Raw genomic sequence first — 16,410 nt, forward strand, 5'->3', positions numbered from 1 at the left:
TGCTCATCATTGTAAGGAGTACCTATGAGCGCGCTTTTTCTTGCCATTCCGCTGACATTGTTTGTGTTGTTTGTTCTGCCGGTATGGATTTGGCTGCATTATAGCAACCGCTCACGCAGCAGTGGATTAACGCAAAATGAACAGCAACGTCTGTTACGCCTCACCGATGATGCCCAGCGTATGCGCGAACGTATCCAGGCACTTGAAGCCATTCTGGACGCTGAGCACCCGAACTGGAGGGATAAATAATGGCCTTAGATTTTAATAAAAAACTGTGGCGTATTCCCCAGCAGGGCATGGTGAAAGGGGTTTGCGCAGGTATTGCCCACTACCTGGATGTCCCGGTAAAACTGGTGCGAATTATCACCGTGCTGGCGATGTTATTTGGCCTGTTTTTCTTTGTGGTTGTCGCCTACATCATTCTGACTTTCGCGCTTGATCCGATCCCGGAAGGGGCGATGGGCGAGGCGAATAGCCCTACCAGCAGTGAATTGTTGGATGCGGTGGACGCACAACTTGCTGCAGGCGAACAGCGCCTGCGTGAGATGGAACGCTACGTCACGTCCGATACTTTTTCACTGCGTAGCCGTTTTCGTCAACTGTAATTGAGGATACACATGAATACTCGCTGGCAACGTGCCGGGCAACAGGTAAAACCCGGTTTAAAAATCGCAGGTAAGCTGGTGCTTCTGACCGCGTTACGTTACGGCCCGGCAGGGGTTGCTGGCTGGGCGGTGAAATCTGTCGCCCGACGTCCGTTGAAGATGCTGCTGGCCGTGGCGCTGGAGCCTTTACTCAGCCGCGCGGCGGCGAAACTGTCGAAACGGTATAACCGACAGTAAAATAAACTAAGCGGCACAACAGGGGTTGTGCCCATTGTTTTCTCTGAGCTTTTACATCTTTCCTTTTCACCCTCATGTAATATCTACCTAATACGTTTTTCCTTCAGGGCATAATGGAACCGCTATGAAGCGACTAAAAAATGAATTCAACGCGCTGGTTAATCGTGGTGTTGACAGACACCTGCGTCTCGCCGTTACCGGCCTGAGCCGCAGCGGCAAAACCGCGTTTATCACCGCGATGGTGAACCAGCTATTAAGCCTGCATGCCGGGGCGCGTTTGCCGTTGCTGAGCGCAGTACGGGAAGAGCGTCTGATCGGTGTCAAGCGCGTGCCGCAACGTGATATGGGCATTCCGCGCTTTACCTACGATGAAGGGCTGGCGCAGTTGTATGGGCAACCGCCGACCTGGCCTACGCCTACGCGTGGCGTCAGTGAAATTCGCCTGGCGTTACGTTTTCGCTCCAATGAATCGCTTTTACGCCACTTTAAAGACACGTCGACGCTGTATCTGGAAATTGTCGATTACCCCGGCGAATGGCTACTGGATTTGCCAATGCTGGCCCAGGATTACCTGAGCTGGTCGCGACAGATGACCGGCTTGTTACAGGGGCAACGCGGCGAGTGGTCTGCGCATTGGCGTAAGCTGTGCGAAGGGCTCGATCCGCTGGCGCCTGCCGATGAAAATCGTCTGGCGGCGATTGCTCAGGCGTGGACCGATTACCTCCATACCTGTAAACAGGAAGGACTGCACTTTATCCAGCCGGGGCGCTTTGTGTTGCCGGGTGATATGGCGGGTGCGCCTGCGTTGCAGTTCTTCCCGTGGCCGGATGTCGATGGCGTCGGCGAGGCAAAACTGGCACAGGCCGATAAACATACCAATGCGGGTATGCTGCGCGAACGTTTTAACTACTATTGCGAAAAAGTGGTGAAAGGCTTCTATAAAGAGCATTTTCTACGCTTTGACCGTCAGATTGTGTTAGTTGACTGCCTGCAGCCGCTTAACAGCGGGCCACAGGCCTTCAATGATATGCGTCTTGCCTTAACGCAGTTAATGCACAGTTTTCACTACGGTCAGCGCACGCTGTTCCGTCGGCTGTTCGCGCCCGTTATCGACAAGCTGCTGTTTGCCGCCACTAAAGCGGATCACGTTACCGTCGATCAGCACAGCAACATGGTGTCGTTGCTCCAGCAACTGATCCAGGATGCCTGGCAAAACGCGGCCTTTGAAGGCATCACGATGGATTGCCTGGGGCTGGCGTCGGTTCAGGCGACGCAAAGCGGGCTGATTGAGGTGAACGGAGAGAAGATCCCGGCGCTGCGCGGTCACCGACTCAGCGATGCTCAGCCGCTCACGGTTTATCCGGGGGAGGTTCCTGCGCGTTTACCGGGACAAGCGTTCTGGGATAAGCAGGGTTTTCAGTTTGAAGCGTTTCGTCCGCAGGTAATGGATGTTGACCAGCCGCTTCCGCATATTCGTCTTGATGCGGCGCTGGAATTTTTGATTGGAGATAAATTGCGATGAACGAACCGTTAAAACCGCGCATCGATTTCGACGGCCCGCTGGAAGCGGAAAAAAGCGAACAATTCCGGCAGTCACAAACCTTCGTTGATGATGTGGCAGACAAGTTTGCACCTGCGGTGCTTGATGAAACCCTGCCGGAAGAGGGACAGGCGGAAGCGGTTGTAGAATCAGTGCTGCGCCCTAAGCGCAGTTTGTGGCGCAAGATGGTGACTGCCGGGCTGACTATCTTTGGTATTAGCGTGGTGGCGCAGGGCGTACAGTGGACGATGAATGCCTGGCAAACGCAGGACTGGGTGGCGCTGGGCGGTTGCGCTGCCGGGGCGCTAATTGTCGGCGCGGGTGTGGGGTCGGTGGCAACGGAATGGCGGCGCTTGTGGCGTTTACGTCAGCGTGCGCAGGAGCGGGATGAAGCCAAAGAACTGATGCAGAGTCACGGTGTCGGCAAGGCGCGCGCGTTTTGTGAAAAACTGGCGCAACAGGCGGGAATCGACCAGGCGCATCCGGCGCTGCAACGCTGGTATGCGGCTATCCACGAAACACAAAACGATCGTGAAGTGGTGAGCCTTTACGCGCATCTGGTGCAACCGGCGCTGGATGCACAGGCGCGGCGGGAAATCAGCCGCTCAGCGGCGGAATCTGCCATGATGATTGCCGTCAGCCCGCTGGCGCTGGTGGATATGGCGTTCATCGCCTGGCGCAATTTGCGTTTAATTAATCGCATCGCCACGCTTTACGGCATTGAACTGGGCTATTACAGCCGCCTGCGCCTGTTCAAACTGGTGCTGCTCAATATCGCTTTTGCCGGGGCCAGTGAACTGGTGCGCGAAATCGGTATGGACTGGATGTCGCAGGATCTGGCCGCACGGCTTTCCGCCCGTGCCGCGCAGGGGATTGGCGCCGGGTTGCTGACCGCAAGACTGGGCATTAAGGCGATGGAACTGTGTCGTCCACTGCCGTGGATTGACAACGATAAACCCAAGCTCGGCGATTTCCGTCGTGAGTTAATTGGTCAACTAAAAGGCGTCGTTCAAAAGAGCGGCGCGAAGTAACCTTTTACAGGCCGACGGCGCGTCGGCCTGTACAGATTTCCTCTCTGAACGTTAATCTTTACGGCGCAATGGCGTTTTTTCCGCCATACTGTCAATAATTGTTGACAGCCTGCTTCCCGCCGAACGATAAGTGTCTTATTATTCACGAGTCTTTGGCTTATAAGGGTGAAAATTCCCATGCGTCTTGAAGTCTTTTGTGAGGACCGCCTCGGTCTGACACGTGAATTACTCGATTTGTTGGTACTGCGCGGCATTGATTTGCGCGGAATCGACATTGACCCTATTGGCCGAATCTACCTCAATTTTGCCGAGCTGGAGTTCACCAGCTTTAGCACCTTAATGGCGGAGATCCGCCGCATTGCGGGTGTGACTGACGTGCGCACCGTGCCGTGGATGCCCTCAGAACGTGAGCACCTGGCATTAAGCGCGCTACTCGAAGCGATGCCCGAGCCGGTGCTCTCGCTCGATACCCGCAGTAAAATCGAACGCACTAACCCGGCAAGCTGCCAGCTGTTTGGCATGAGCGCCGACAAAATGCGCAACCACAACGCCAGCCAGCTTATCAGCGGCTTCAACTTCCAGCGCTGGCTGGAGAGCGAGCCGGTGGAAACACAGGCGGAACACGTGGTGATCAACGGGCAAAACTTTTTACTGGAAATCACCCCGGTATACATGAGCGGCGAGCATGAGCAACGTATTCTTGCCGGGGCCGTTGTGATGCTGCGATCGACCGTTCGTATGGGCCGTCAGTTACAGACGCAGACGCCACAAGATGTAAGCGCATTCAGCCAGATCGTCGCCGTGAGCCCGAAAATGCGACATGTGGTCGATCAGGCGCGCAAACTGGCGCTGTTGACCGCGCCGCTGCTGATTGTCGGTGAAACAGGTACCGGTAAAGATCTGCTGGCGCATGCCTGCCATCTGGCGAGCCCACGCGCGGCAAAACCGTATCTGGCGCTAAACTGCGCGTCGATTCCGGAAGATGCGGTTGAGAGCGAGCTTTTTGGTCACGCGCCGGAAGGCAAGAAAGGATTCTTTGAGCAGGCGAATGGCGGTTCGGTACTGCTGGACGAAATTGGCGAGATGTCGCCGCGCATGCAAACCAAGCTGCTGCGTTTTCTGAACGACGGTACTTTCCGCCGCGTCGGGGAAGATCATGAAGTGCACGTTGATGTGCGCGTGATTTGCGCCACGCAGAAAAACCTGGTGGAGCTGGTGCAGAAAGGGTTGTTCCGCGAAGATCTCTACTATCGTTTGAACGTCCTGACGTTGAATCTGCCGCCGCTGCGCGACCGTCCACAAGACGTGATGCCGCTGACCGAGCTGTTCGTGGCGCGCTTTGCCGATGAGCAGGGGATCTCTCGCCCGAAACTCTCAGCCGATCTCAGCAATGTGTTAACCCGTTACGGTTGGCCGGGCAACGTTCGCCAGCTGAAAAACGCGGTCTATCGCGCGTTAACGCAGTTGGAAGGTTACGAATTGCGTCCAAATGATGTGCTGCTGCCGGATTATGACGTTACTACCGCGGCGGTAGGCGAAGAGGCAATGGAAGGTTCGTTAGATGAGATTACTCGCCGCTTTGAGCGTTCGGTGCTGACGCAGCTTTATCGCAGCTTCCCGAGTACGCGTAAGCTGGCGAAACGTCTTGGCGTATCACATACGGCGATTGCGAATAAACTGCGGGAATACGGTTTAAGCAATAAGAAAAGTGAAGAGTAAATAAAATAGCCTCCAGTCGGAGTAATACTGGTCAGATAAGCGTTGATTCGCTTTTCAAAGCATCTTCCCGTTGCGCTCCTGTCTGGCTCCATGCCATATAAATTGTGCAGGCGCAGGGAGCGCGCAGGGGGCGGCCAATCGCCGCCGCCCCCTGCACCCCCGGGCTTCGGCGGAAAAATCGCCGCTTCGCGGTTCCCTCAGCTTATCCCTTACGGCTTTCGGGTCGGGCGCGAGGTAACATCCCTGTAAAGCCGCGCCCTCAGCCCACATCCATGTGGGCTGCCCCGGCCTCCAGGGAACGCTTCGGCGATTTTGACGCCACCAACAGCGGTGCGGCCCTTACGTTAACAGCAAAAACCGGTGTATCTGAAACCGACGAGTCCCCGCTGGAAATCGGCGAGCCGGAGAAGGGAAGACAAGGTCAGTCCGCCATGGATGGCGGACTGAGGCGAACCGAGACAGGACGTCGAGTTTCGCCGTGCCGCAGGCTGGAGTTCGGAGGAGAGCGTAGTGCGAAGCACCGATTTCCCTGCGGGGCCGCGGGGATTGCGAAGGGGGTCGCGGTTGACCCCCTTTGCCCGTTCACTGATGCTGAAGTTACATATTGCGCAAAACATAAAGTGAACGGAACTTTGCGCTTAACTGATCAGCATTATCCCTCCAGTCGGAGGCTATTTTTTCATGCGTAACGCGTTTGCAGCTTACGCTTTCAGCGCAGCCAGCGCCGCATCGTAGTCTGGTTCGTTGGTGATTTCGTCAACCAGTTGGCTGTAAACCACGTTGTCGTTTTCATCAATCACCACAACCGCACGTGCCGCCAGGCCTTTCAGGGCGCCGTCAGCGATACCCACGCCGTAGGTTTGCAGGAATTCTGGCGCACGCAGGGTGGACAGGGTAACCACGTTGCTCAGGCCTTCTGCGCCGCAGAAGCGAGACTGGGCGAACGGCAGGTCAGCAGAGACGCACAGCACAACGGTGTTGTTCAGCTCGGAGGCCAGCTGATTGAATTTGCGAACGGATGCCGCGCAAACGCCGGTATCGATGCTCGGGAAAATATTCAGCACTTTGCGTTTGCCCGCATACTGGCTGAGTGCGACGTCAGAGAGGTCTTTCGCGGTCAGCGTGAAAGGCTGAGCTTTGTCGCCTGCCTGCGGAATAGCGCCTTGAACAGAAACGGGATTGCCCTGGAAATGTACAGTTTGTGACATGATAATCTTCCTGTTTACATATAATTAACGTCGAAACTAGTGTATGTCATCAGGTGTTAACACGGCAAACCCTATTTACGGGCTTAAAAGGAGCAGGGGATGAGAAATGTAAGAGTTTTTGAAGAGGCGTGGCCGTTACATACACCGTTTGTCATTGCCCGCGGTAGCCGCAGCGAGGCGAAAGTGGTCGTGGTTGAGCTGGAGCAGGACGGCATTAAAGGCGTCGGCGAATGTACGCCTTATCCACGCTATGGCGAAAGTATCGCCTCGGTAATGGCGCAAATTGTTTCGATTGGCGAACAGCTGGAAAAGGGCCTTACCCGTGAAGCGCTTGCTGAATTACTTCCTGCAGGGGCGGCACGCAACGCGGTGGATTGTGCGTTGTGGGAGCTTGAGGCTGGCCTTGCGAAAGCGACGGTCCCCGCCATGCTCCATCAGACACTGGCAAAAACTGTCACCACGGCGCAAACCGTGGTGATTGGTACGCCGGAGCAGATGGCGGCCAGCGCTAAAGCGCTTTTTGAAGGCGGCGCGCGCCTGTTGAAAGTGAAACTCGACGATCGCCTGATTGCCGAACGCATGGTGGCTATCCGCGCCGCTGCGCCGGATGCAACATTGATAGTTGATGCTAATGAGTCGTGGCACGGTGAAGGTCTGGCGGCGCGCTGTCAGTTGTTGGCCGATCTCAACGTGGCGATGCTTGAGCAGCCGCTGCCTGCGACAGATGACAGCGCGCTGGAAAACTTTATTCATCCGCTGCCTATCTGTGCTGACGAAAGCTGTCATACGCGTGCGAGCTTGCCCGCGCTTCGGGGACGATATGATATGGTCAATATCAAGCTCGATAAAACCGGCGGCTTAACCGAAGCGCTGGCATTGGCACAGGAGGCGCGTGCGCAGGGTTTTTCTCTGATGCTGGGTTGCATGCTCTGCACCTCGCGCGCCATTAACGCCGCGTTGCCGCTGACCCCGCAGGTCACCTTCGCGGATCTCGACGGTCCAACCTGGCTGGCGGTAGATGCAGAACCCGCATTACATTTTACCACCGGGCAGCTTCATCTGTGAGCCGCAGAACGCCAGCGTAGCAACGCTGTCATCGCGCCGAGGTATTTCTCGCTCGCTTCATCTGAGGAGATGGGCGGAAACTCGGCGGTGATGCAGTGCAGGCCAATATCGTTGCACCAACTGCCAAACGAGCCCGGCGTCTCATATCCGACGCTGCCGACCAGCGGCAGCGCGAAGGATTCAGCCAGCCAGCGGCCCAGCTCAGTGTGACGCGGGTCCTCAATACAGGCCAGCGGATCGTGAAAAGAGACGACCCAGGCGGGGTGAATCTGATGAATCAGCTGGCAAAGCGCCTCGCTTTCCGGTTCAGAACCTGGGTTATCACCCGTCAGCAGCACGACGTCACGGCTATCTGCCGAACTGTTCCAGCGATACACGGTCTCACCGGCTTTCCAGTTTGCCGACGGGAAATTACGATTTAAATCCACGCCGTTGGCATTAGCGCGTAATCCCAACTGACAGCCATCCGGATTCACCGTTAACACCACATGATGCCGCCGTAACTCGGGTGAAAGCGTTCGCAACGCGCAGGAGAGGGTGACGATGGAGGAATTTTCGTCGCCATGCGTCCCGGCAATAATTAACCCGCTGGTATGATCGGCGAGCGGTGCGGGAAACCAGATAAGCGGCGCACCCAAAAGTGAACGACCATAGTGTTGCGTGCCGGGCGGAAAAGCGCCCCGCTGGGCGCGAGGACGAGTGGCGGACATAGAGAATCCTGATGATGAGTGTTGATATAAGCAGTGTTGTGCAAAATTCACCGTGAATCAAATGGTTTCCGTGTCAGAAAAACATTCGTTATATCAATTTTATGTGATAAGCCGTTTGCATTTAAGACGCCTGAAACAAATAATATTTTCATCAAGTTGGCTTATTAAGGGGATGTCATGAAGTATCCTTTCACGTTGTCGTGCTGTGCGTTGTGGCTCAGTAGTCTGAGTTCTGTTGCCCTGGCGGCAGAGGTTCCTGCCGGGACGGCGCTGGCAGCGAAGCAGGAGCTGGTTCGTCACATTAAAGATGAGCCTGCGTCTCTGGACCCGGCAAAAGCGGTAGGCCTGCCGGAAATCCAGGTGATCCGTGACCTCTTCGAAGGGTTGGTTAACCAGGATGAAAAAGGGAACATTGTTCCCGGCGTCGCGACGCGCTGGCAGAGTAATGACCATAAAATCTGGACCTTCACGTTGCGTAACAACGCAAAATGGTCCGACGGTACACCTGTCACTGCTGAGGACTTTGTCTATAGCTGGCAGCGTCTGGTTGATCCTAAAACCACCTCACCGTTTGCCTGGTTTGCGGCGCTTGCCGGCATTAATAACGCCCAGGCGATTATTGATGGTAAAGCGAAGCCGGAAACGCTGGGCGTGACGGCAGTCGATGCGCACACCTTGCGTATCCAACTGGATAAACCGCTGCCGTGGTTTGTGAATCTGACGGCCAATTTCTCGCTCTATCCGGTGCAAAAAGCCAATGTTGAAAGCGATAAAAACTGGACGCGTCCGGGCAAGCTGATTGGCAATGGCGCGTATGTGCTCACCGACCGTGTAGTGAATGAAAAGCTGGTGGCGACGCCTAACGTTCACTACTGGGATAACGCGAAGACGGTTATCAAGAAGGTTACCTTCTTACCGATCAATCAGGAGTCATCGGCCACGAAACGTTATCTGGCCGGAGATATCGATATTACCGAGTCCTTCCCGAAAAATCTGTATAAGAAACTACTGAAGGATATTCCGGGGCAGGTCTATACCCCGGCCCAGCTCGGGACTTACTATTATGCCTTCAATACCCAGAAAGGGCCGACCGCGGATGCGCGCGTCCGTTTAGCGCTGAGCATGACCATTGACCGTCGCATTATTGCGGAGAAGGTACTGGGTACCGGCGAAAAACCGGCGTGGCACTTTACCCCAGATGTTACCGCCGGATTTAAAGCCGATCCTACCCAGATGGAGCAAAGCAGTCAGGAAGAACTGAACGCGCAGGCGAAAACGCTGCTTCAGGCTGCGGGATATGGCCCGAATCGCCCGTTGAATCTGACGTTGCTGTATAACACCTCGGAAAACCACCAGAAGATTGCGATTGCGGTGGCATCAATGTGGAAGAAAAACCTGGGTGTAGATGTGAAGCTGCAAAATCAGGAGTGGAAAACCTATATCGACAGCCGCAACACCGGCAATTTCGATGTGATCCGCGCATCCTGGGTGGGCGACTATAACGAGCCGTCAACCTTCCTGTCGCTGTTAACGTCGAACAATACCGGGAATATCTCCCGTTTCAGCAATCCGGCGTATGACAAGGTGGTGAATCAGGCTACGCTTGAGAACACTGAAAAAGCGCGGAATGCCGATTACAACGAAGCAGAGAAAATTCTTGCTGAGAAAGCCCCTATTGCGCCGATTTATCAGTATACCAATGGCCGTTTAATTAAACCGTGGCTGAAGGGTTACCCTATTGAGAACCCGGAAGATGTGGCGTATACCCGTACAATGTATATTGTGAAGCACTAAGCCTACGAACATCCCCTGACACACCACTGTGCGTCAGGGGCTTTTTACGCATGTTTCATCATATTGCGTCGAATGGGAACAGGCGGCGCAACGCTGCTCGTGGTCGTGATATTAAACGGCATTCGGTTTAATGTGGCGTCAATATCCTGAGGGGGTACCGGCTCAGAGAAGAGCGAACCCTGCAAGGCATCACACCCCAGTTGGGTCAGCAAACGCTGTTGTTCCTCCGTTTCAATACCCTCCGCCACGACATTCATGTTCATTGAATGTGCGATATGAATTATCGATGAGACAATTTTCACATTTTTACTGTCATCACGAATATCTTTCATAAAGCTGCGATCTATTTTTAGCTCGCGGGCGGGCAGGTTTTGTAACAGCAACATATTGGAATAGCCGGTTCCAAAGTTATCGATAGATACGGTCAAGCCAATGCGGTTGAAGTCATGGAATATCTGTAAGTTGCGATCGAGACCGCGCATGGCTGTCGTTTCGGTTAATTCAATGGTTAGCCGAAGCGGTGAAAGATGATATCGTGAAAGCGTATTGCACAGTAATTCGTAGATATTCTGCTGTTCGAACTGGTTAGCCGAAATATTAATGGAAAGCGTCCAGTCATCATGACCCTCTTTGCTCCACTGACGCAATTGCTTGCAGGCCTGGTCGATTGCCCAGTTGCCCACAGGAAGAATTAAACCGGTATTTTGCAAGGTGGGTAAAAACACACTCGGCAGTAAAATCCCTTTTTTGGGATGACGCCAGCGCAGCAACGCCTCAAAACCGTAAATGCGATTTTCCTGAACGTGATATTTGGGCTGATACCACAGCTCAAACTGGTTACGCTCCAGCGCCTGCGTAAGGTCCTGTAACAGATGCACCCCTTGCCATGAGTTATCGAGCATCGCATCACCATAGACCGCCCAGCCGTTGCGCCCATTGCGTTTGACATGGTACATCGCGGTGTCCGCGCACAGTTTGAGTTCCTGCGGAGAATCACCATCAGCAGGATACATACTGATGCCCGCGCTCAGAGAGATTTGCAGGATCTGGCCGGAGTGATAAAAAGGCCGGCGAATGCTCTCGACCATGCGATTACACAGTTCCGCCAGTTCAGATTCGGTGCTATGAGGCGCCAGCAGAATAAACTCGTCGCCGCCAATGCGGGCCAGGGTCATTTTAGGCGGCAGGAAACTACTCAGCCGATTGGCAACGGAAACCAGCAGGTTGTCGCCGACGTGGTGCCCCCAGGCATCGTTAATCAGCTTGAAGCGGTCGAGATCCATCAGCACTAAGCCAAACTCAGCGCCGGTGAGTCGCGCCTGTTGCAGACAGGCAAGAAGCCGCATGTCTATCTGGCTACGATTCGCTAATCCTGTCAGCCCGTCATAGCGTGCCTGCTGTTCGAGCTGCTTATTGAGTCGTTGCAGGTTCTCGGTCAGGCGGGTAGTGCGCATTTGCGAATCCACCATCGAAATGACCAGCATCGTCCCCAATAGCAGTAGCGTGATGGCAGAAACCCAGACCGAAAGCCCTTCTTCACCAACCTGATGGGCGTGGTTGATCATCATATGGGCATGGCTTGAAAACGTGGCCGCGCTCATCCCGGTGTAGTGCATCGCAGCGATGGCGATGCCCATGGCTATCGCTGCGGCGATACGACAGAGTAGCACGCGCTTGCTGTTCAACCGTAAGCTAAAGGCCAGCCATAGGCCCACGCAGGAGGCAATAACCGCAATCACCACGGAGATGATAATCCGGGGGATATTCCAGACAATGCCATCATGCATCATCAGCGCTGCCATGCCGACGTAGTGCATCGTCACGACGCCGCTACTGAGTAACACAGTCGCGAGCGCCAGCCGTTTTGGCGATAATGTGGGCCCGGCTACGGCGATGTTAATCGCCAGCGTGGCTGCAAGAATGGCTGCCAGCAGCGAGATCAGGGTTAATTCCAGGTGATAGCTCATCTCCATCGGCATTTTCATCGCCAGCATACCGATGAAATGCATTGACCAGATGCCAATCCCCAACGTTGCGCCACCTGATACGCGCCAGAACATGGCCGCGTTTTTATTAGATGCGGCAATTTTCCCAGCGCTATCAAGGGCAACGAAAGATGCGATGAACGCCACCAAAAATGAAATGCCAACCAGAACCGGGTCCCACGAAACATGCAGCATCATGTCATCCACATTTCTTAGATTTTGGAATTAATCTATCAGGAATAATCTGAAATAAGCTACAGAAATAACATGATAGATCACGGTTTTTTAACGGATTGACGGTATTTAACTGAAATAAGTATTGCTGAATCGCGTTAAACTAAAAGGGCGCTGATAATTTATTTTAAAATATCCACATTCGCAGTGTTGTTTAATTTATTGCGTGGTTTTAAATTTTATTCAATATGTGAAGTAGACTGGATTGTGAAAGAATATATTCTTGCGTATAGCAATATTTTAAGCATTGGCAATAATGCTTTTACATTAAAATGCTTTATTGCGCAGGTGTGCTGCTTTTATGAGCAATTTCAGCGGGATGGATGCCGGAGTGATTGCGTATACGGAGCAGATGGCTAGACTAGCTGAATAGTGAGTTGTCAGTGGAGGTAAAGTGGAAGCCATAAAGGGATCGGACCTTAACGTACCGGATGCGGTGTTCGCGTGGATACTTGATGGTAAGGGTGGGGTAAAGCCGCTTGAAGCGAGCGATGTGATCACCAAAGAAAATCCATGCTGGCTGCATCTTAATTACACCAATCCGGACAGCGCGCAATGGCTGGCGTCGACGCCGCTGTTGCCAAATACCGTGCGTGATGCACTGTCCGGTGAAAGCCTGCGCCCGCGCGTGAGTCGGATGGGTGAGGGCACGTTGATTACGCTGCGCTGTATCAACGGCAGCACCGATGAGCGCCCCGATCAACTGGTGGCGATGCGTCTTTATATGGATGAGCGGCTCATCGTCTCCACGCGTCAACGCAAAGTGCTGGCGCTGGATGATGTGATAAGCGATCTCGAAGAAGGTAGCGGGCCGACAGATTGCGGTGGCTGGCTGGTGGATGTCTGCGATGCACTGACCGATCACGCGAGCGAATTTATCGAACAACTGCACGATAAAATCATCGATCTGGAAGACAACCTGCTGGAGCAACAAATTCCTCCGCGCGGTTTTTTAGCGCTGCTGCGTAAACAACTCATTGTGATGCGTCGCTACATGGCTCCCCAGCGCGATGTTTACGCCAGACTGGCAAGCGAACGTCTGCCGTGGATGACGGACGATCATCGCCGCCGTATGCAGGATATCGCCGATCGCCTGGGGCGCGGGCTGGACGAAATTGATGCCTGTATCGCACGAACGGCCGTCATGACCGATGAAATTGCGCAGGTGATGCAGGAATCCCTCTCTCGTCGAACTTATACCATGTCGTTGATGGCGATGGTTTTTTTACCCACCACCTTTTTAACCGGTTTATTCGGTGTCAACCTTGGCGGAATACCCGGTGGCGAATGGCACTTAGGCTTCTACTCCTTTTGTATCATGCTACTGGTACTCGTCGGTGGTGTTACCTGGTGGTTACATCGCAGTAAATGGCTGTAAAAATTAACCTTTTTAACAGTAATTGAACATAAAAACGGCAATTAAATTGAGCGAGGTCAATAAACGCTACCCCCAATCAGGGCAATATCTCTCTCGCAGGTGAATGCAACGTCAAGCGATGGGCGTTGCGCTCCATATTGTCTTACTTCCTTTTTTTGAATTACTGCATAGCACAATTGATTCGTACGACGCCGGCTTGAATAGTCGGCTTTTTTTTTACCTGAATGCCTGCGGCATCTACCCTTAAAGAACCAACCTGATTTTCAGAGGGGAAGATGATGTACCAGGTTTTACGACTCAACGCACACCTTCACATTCATTCGATTCCGACCGATCCCATTCCGGTAGAGCCGCCTCCGGGGCGAGATCCCATCCCGCGTCCGCAGCCCATGCCGGACCCGCCACCGGACGAAGAACCGATTAAATTGTCGCATCAGACGCGCAGATCTGCGAGGATACGCGCCTGCTGACGATAGCTTTTTACCGCGAGAAAATATTGTGACCGCTTTTTCAACACTGAATGCACTGCCCGCCGCCCAGATCGACAACCTTAATGATCTGGGCTATCTCTCCATGACACCTGTTCAGGAAGCCGCGCTGCCTGCGGTGCTTGCCGGGAAAGATGTCCGCGTACAGGCGAAAACCGGGAGTGGGAAGACGGCGGCATTCGGGTTGGGTCTGTTGCAACATATCGACGCCGGGCGTTTCCAGACGCAGTCGCTGGTACTGTGCCCAACGCGCGAGTTAGCCGATCAGGTGGCCAGTGAGATCCGCCGTCTGGCGCGCTACCTGCCGAATATTAAAGTGCTGACCCTGTGCGGCGGTCAGCCGTTTAGCGCGCAGCGCGATTCCCTCCAGCACGCGCCGCACATTATTGTCGCCACGCCGGGCCGTTTGCTGGATCACCTGCAAAAGGGCACGGTTTCACTGGAGAATCTGCAAACGCTGGTGATGGATGAAGCTGACCGCATGCTGGATATGGGCTTCAGCGACGCCATTGATGAAGTGATTCGTTTCGCGCCAGTCAGCCGCCAGACGCTGCTGTTTTCCGCCACCTGGCCGGCGGCTATCGCCGCCATCAGTGGCCGCGTTCAGCGTGATCCCGTCACCATTGAAATCGACAGCGTGGATGCGCTGCCCGCTATCGAACAGCAATTTTTCGATGTTCCCCGTCAGGGTAAAATTACCCTGCTGCAAAAACTGCTTACACAACATCAGCCTGCATCATGCGTTGTGTTCTGTAATACCAAAAAAGATTGTCAGGCGGTATTTGAAGAGCTCAATGCCGCAGGTCAAAGCACGCTGGCGCTGCATGGCGACCTTGAGCAGCGAGACCGTGACCAAACGCTGGTGCGTTTTGCTAACGGCAGCGCACGCGTTCTGGTAGCAACCGATGTCGCTGCGCGTGGTCTGGATATTAAATCCCTGGAGCTGGTGGTGAACTACGAGCTGGCATGGGATCCTGAAGTGCACGTACACCGTATTGGTCGTACGGCGCGTGCGGGGAACAGTGGCCTGGCGATCAGCTTCTGCGCCCCTGAAGAAGCGCAGCGCGCGAATATTCTGGCCGAAATGCTACAACTGAAGCTGAACTGGATGCCAGAACCGTCTCAAAGCCGCATTGCGCCACTGACGCCGGAAATGGCGACCCTGTGCATCGACGGCGGCAAAAAGGCCAAGATGCGCGCGGGAGACGTGCTGGGCGCGTTAACCGGCGATATGGGCTTAGTGGGCGCGGATATCGGCAAGATTGATGTGCATCCGGCGCATGTTTATGTTGCCGTGCGTGAGAAAGTTGCTCACCAGGCCTGGAAGCAGTTGCAGAAAGGGAAGATTAAAGGGAAGGCGTGTCGCGTCAGACTGCTGAAGTAATTTTATGCGCCTGGCCAGCAATGGCTGTGACCAGGCGCTTTGCGTTTATTTCACTTCAACCACATTCAGACGCAACTCATCAAGCTGAGCATCGTCTTCTTCAGGCTGCCAACCCGCCGGTTGTAACGGCATCTCTTCGCGGTCAAACGCCAGATCGCCGCCGTTAACCACTTCAGAACCGTGCGTAATTCCTTTGAAATCGAACAGTTCGGTGTCGCACAGATGCGACGGCACCACGTTTTGCATGGCGCTGAACATGGTCTCGATACGGCCCGGATAACGCTTATCCCAGTCGCGCAGCATGTCGCCGATAACCTGGCGCTGCAGGTTTGGCTGCGAGCCGCACAGGTTACAAGGGATTATCGGGAAGGCTTTGGCTTCAGAGAAACGCTCAATGTCTTTCTCGCGGCAGTAGGCCAGCGGACGAATAACAATATGTTTGCCATCGTCGCTCATCAGTTTCGGCGGCATCCCTTTCATTTTTCCGCCATAGAACATGTTCAGGAACAGGGTCTGTAAAATATCGTCACGGTGATGGCCGAGGGCGATTTTTGTTGCACCCAGTTCAGTCGCCGTACGGTAAAGGATCCCGCGACGCAGACGTGAGCAGAGTGAGCAGGTGGTTTTGCCTTCCGGGATCTTCTCTTTAACGATACCGTAGGTATTCTCTTCAACAATCTTGTACTCGACGCCCAATTTTTCCAGATACTCTGGCAGGATGTGCTCAGGAAATCCTGGCTGTTTTTGGTCGAGGTTGACTGCCACCAGGCTGAAGCTAATCGGCGCGCTTTGTTGCAGATTGCGCAGAATTTCCAGCATGGTATAGCTGTCTTTACCGCCAGAGAGGCAAACCATAATACGGTCGCCATCTTCAATCATGTTGAAGTCAGCAATGGCTTCACCGACGTTACGACGCAGGCGCTTTTGCAATTTGTTGAGGTTGTATTGCTCTTTCTTACTGATATCTTGATTCTGTTGCATTTAATGATTACTCAAAAATCGAAAGGGGCGCGATGCATACGCGGAAACGTC

The 16,410-nt window shown here is 54.0% G+C and carries 15 protein-coding genes; 11 read left to right on the forward strand and 4 right to left on the reverse strand.

The genetic code is table 11. The features are described 5' to 3' along the window. Nucleotides 1-24: 24 nt before the first annotated feature. The 6 genes from pspB to tyrR all read left to right on the forward strand — a co-directional run bounded on the left by pspB (nucleotide 25) and on the right by tyrR (nucleotide 5,132). Nucleotides 25-249 carry an envelope stress response membrane protein PspB gene (gene pspB, locus F0Q32_RS20920; RefSeq protein WP_015964615.1) on the forward strand — a complete coding sequence of 75 codons (225 nt, stop codon included), beginning with the start codon at nucleotides 25-27 and terminating at the stop codon, nucleotides 247-249. Further along, nucleotides 246-605, forward strand: a complete 360-nt coding sequence (gene pspC, locus F0Q32_RS20925) for an envelope stress response membrane protein PspC (protein ID WP_149464622.1) — start codon at nucleotides 246-248, stop codon at nucleotides 603-605. Before pspB ends, pspC begins: the two co-directional genes overlap by 4 nt. 12 nt (nucleotides 606-617) lie before the next feature. Beyond that, a complete protein-coding gene (pspD, locus tag F0Q32_RS20930; protein WP_015964613.1) occupies nucleotides 618-842 on the forward strand; it encodes a phage shock protein PspD in 225 nt (74 codons plus the stop codon). Between the two features lie 124 nt (nucleotides 843-966). Continuing rightward, nucleotides 967-2,364: a YcjX family protein gene (locus F0Q32_RS20935; RefSeq protein ID WP_149464623.1), complete on the forward strand. Its 1,398-nt coding sequence runs from the start codon at nucleotides 967-969 to the stop codon at nucleotides 2,362-2,364. Further along, a complete protein-coding gene (locus F0Q32_RS20940; protein ID WP_149464624.1) occupies nucleotides 2,361-3,413 on the forward strand; it encodes a YcjF family protein in 1,053 nt (350 codons plus the stop codon). The genes F0Q32_RS20935 and F0Q32_RS20940 overlap by 4 nt, the downstream gene beginning before the upstream one ends. A gap of 177 nt (nucleotides 3,414-3,590) precedes the next feature. Further along, nucleotides 3,591-5,132 (forward strand): transcriptional regulator TyrR, encoded by a 1,542-nt coding sequence (tyrR, locus tag F0Q32_RS20945; RefSeq protein ID WP_149464625.1) that lies wholly within the window; start codon nucleotides 3,591-3,593, stop codon nucleotides 5,130-5,132. Nucleotides 5,133-5,833: 701 nt separating this feature from the next. On the opposite strand, the gene tpx is transcribed toward tyrR, so the two are convergent. Then, complete coding sequence (gene tpx / locus F0Q32_RS20950) at nucleotides 5,834-6,340, reverse strand: thiol peroxidase (RefSeq protein ID WP_015964609.1); 507 nt, start codon at nucleotides 6,338-6,340, stop codon at nucleotides 5,834-5,836. Between the two features lie 99 nt (nucleotides 6,341-6,439). Between tpx and ycjG the strand changes: the two genes are divergently transcribed. Beyond that, nucleotides 6,440-7,405: an L-Ala-D/L-Glu epimerase gene (gene ycjG, locus F0Q32_RS20955; RefSeq protein ID WP_149464626.1), complete on the forward strand. Its 966-nt coding sequence runs from the start codon at nucleotides 6,440-6,442 to the stop codon at nucleotides 7,403-7,405. Here the strand turns inward: ycjG and mpaA are convergent. Continuing rightward, on the reverse strand, nucleotides 7,396-8,115 hold the full coding sequence (gene mpaA / locus F0Q32_RS20960; protein WP_149464627.1) for a murein tripeptide amidase MpaA: 720 nt from the start codon (nucleotides 8,113-8,115) through the stop codon (nucleotides 7,396-7,398). The genes ycjG and mpaA overlap by 10 nt on opposite strands. Nucleotides 8,116-8,292: 177 nt before the next feature. Here mpaA and F0Q32_RS20965 point away from each other — a divergent pair, with 177 nt between their 5' ends. After that, a complete protein-coding gene (locus F0Q32_RS20965; protein ID WP_149464628.1) occupies nucleotides 8,293-9,909 on the forward strand; it encodes an ABC transporter substrate-binding protein in 1,617 nt (538 codons plus the stop codon). Between the two features lie 44 nt (nucleotides 9,910-9,953). On the opposite strand, the gene F0Q32_RS20970 is transcribed toward F0Q32_RS20965, so the two are convergent. Next, a complete protein-coding gene (locus F0Q32_RS20970) occupies nucleotides 9,954-12,089 on the reverse strand; it encodes an EAL domain-containing protein (protein ID WP_149464654.1) in 2,136 nt (711 codons plus the stop codon). 433 nt (nucleotides 12,090-12,522) lie between these two features. On the opposite strand from F0Q32_RS20970, the gene zntB reads away from it, so the two are divergent. From zntB to dbpA, 3 genes are all read left to right on the forward strand, one after another. Beyond that, nucleotides 12,523-13,506 (forward strand): zinc transporter ZntB, encoded by a 984-nt coding sequence (zntB, locus tag F0Q32_RS20975; protein WP_149464629.1) that lies wholly within the window; start codon nucleotides 12,523-12,525, stop codon nucleotides 13,504-13,506. A 314-nt stretch (nucleotides 13,507-13,820) separates the two neighbouring features. Then, nucleotides 13,821-13,976, forward strand: coding sequence for a hypothetical protein (locus F0Q32_RS26595; protein WP_366938229.1), 156 nt, complete (start codon nucleotides 13,821-13,823; stop codon nucleotides 13,974-13,976). 28 nt (nucleotides 13,977-14,004) lie between these two features. Then, nucleotides 14,005-15,378, forward strand: a complete 1,374-nt coding sequence (dbpA, locus tag F0Q32_RS20985; protein ID WP_149464630.1) for an ATP-dependent RNA helicase DbpA — start codon at nucleotides 14,005-14,007, stop codon at nucleotides 15,376-15,378. A 45-nt stretch (nucleotides 15,379-15,423) separates the two neighbouring features. Here the strand turns inward: dbpA and ttcA are convergent, their stop codons facing one another. Further along, nucleotides 15,424-16,359, reverse strand: coding sequence for a tRNA 2-thiocytidine(32) synthetase TtcA (gene ttcA, locus F0Q32_RS20990; RefSeq protein WP_149464631.1), 936 nt, complete (start codon nucleotides 16,357-16,359; stop codon nucleotides 15,424-15,426). Between the last annotated feature and the right edge of the window lie 51 nt (nucleotides 16,360-16,410).

Source organism: Pseudocitrobacter sp. 73 (genome assembly GCF_008369545.1).
Taxonomy (GTDB): Bacteria; Pseudomonadota; Gammaproteobacteria; order Enterobacterales; family Enterobacteriaceae; genus Pseudocitrobacter; species Pseudocitrobacter vendiensis.

Bases quoted from the DNA above. Each gene is read 5' to 3' on its own strand.
- pspB (WP_015964615.1), top strand. From the start codon at position 25: ATGAGCGCGCTTTTTCTTGCCATTCCGCTGACATTGTTTGTGTTGTTT.
- pspD (WP_015964613.1), top strand. From the start codon at position 618: ATGAATACTCGCTGGCAACGTGCCGGGCAACAGGTAAAACCCGGTTTA.
- F0Q32_RS20935 (WP_149464623.1), top strand. From the start codon at position 967: ATGAAGCGACTAAAAAATGAATTCAACGCGCTGGTTAATCGTGGTGTT.
- F0Q32_RS20940 (WP_149464624.1), top strand. From the start codon at position 2,361: ATGAACGAACCGTTAAAACCGCGCATCGATTTCGACGGCCCGCTGGAA.
- tyrR (WP_149464625.1), top strand. From the start codon at position 3,591: ATGCGTCTTGAAGTCTTTTGTGAGGACCGCCTCGGTCTGACACGTGAA.
- tpx (WP_015964609.1), bottom strand. From the start codon at position 6,340: ATGTCACAAACTGTACATTTCCAGGGCAATCCCGTTTCTGTTCAAGGC.
- ycjG (WP_149464626.1), top strand. From the start codon at position 6,440: ATGAGAAATGTAAGAGTTTTTGAAGAGGCGTGGCCGTTACATACACCG.
- mpaA (WP_149464627.1), bottom strand. From the start codon at position 8,115: ATGTCCGCCACTCGTCCTCGCGCCCAGCGGGGCGCTTTTCCGCCCGGC.
- F0Q32_RS20965 (WP_149464628.1), top strand. From the start codon at position 8,293: ATGAAGTATCCTTTCACGTTGTCGTGCTGTGCGTTGTGGCTCAGTAGT.
- F0Q32_RS20970 (WP_149464654.1), bottom strand. From the start codon at position 12,089: ATGCTGCATGTTTCGTGGGACCCGGTTCTGGTTGGCATTTCATTTTTG.
- ttcA (WP_149464631.1), bottom strand. From the start codon at position 16,359: ATGCAACAGAATCAAGATATCAGTAAGAAAGAGCAATACAACCTCAAC.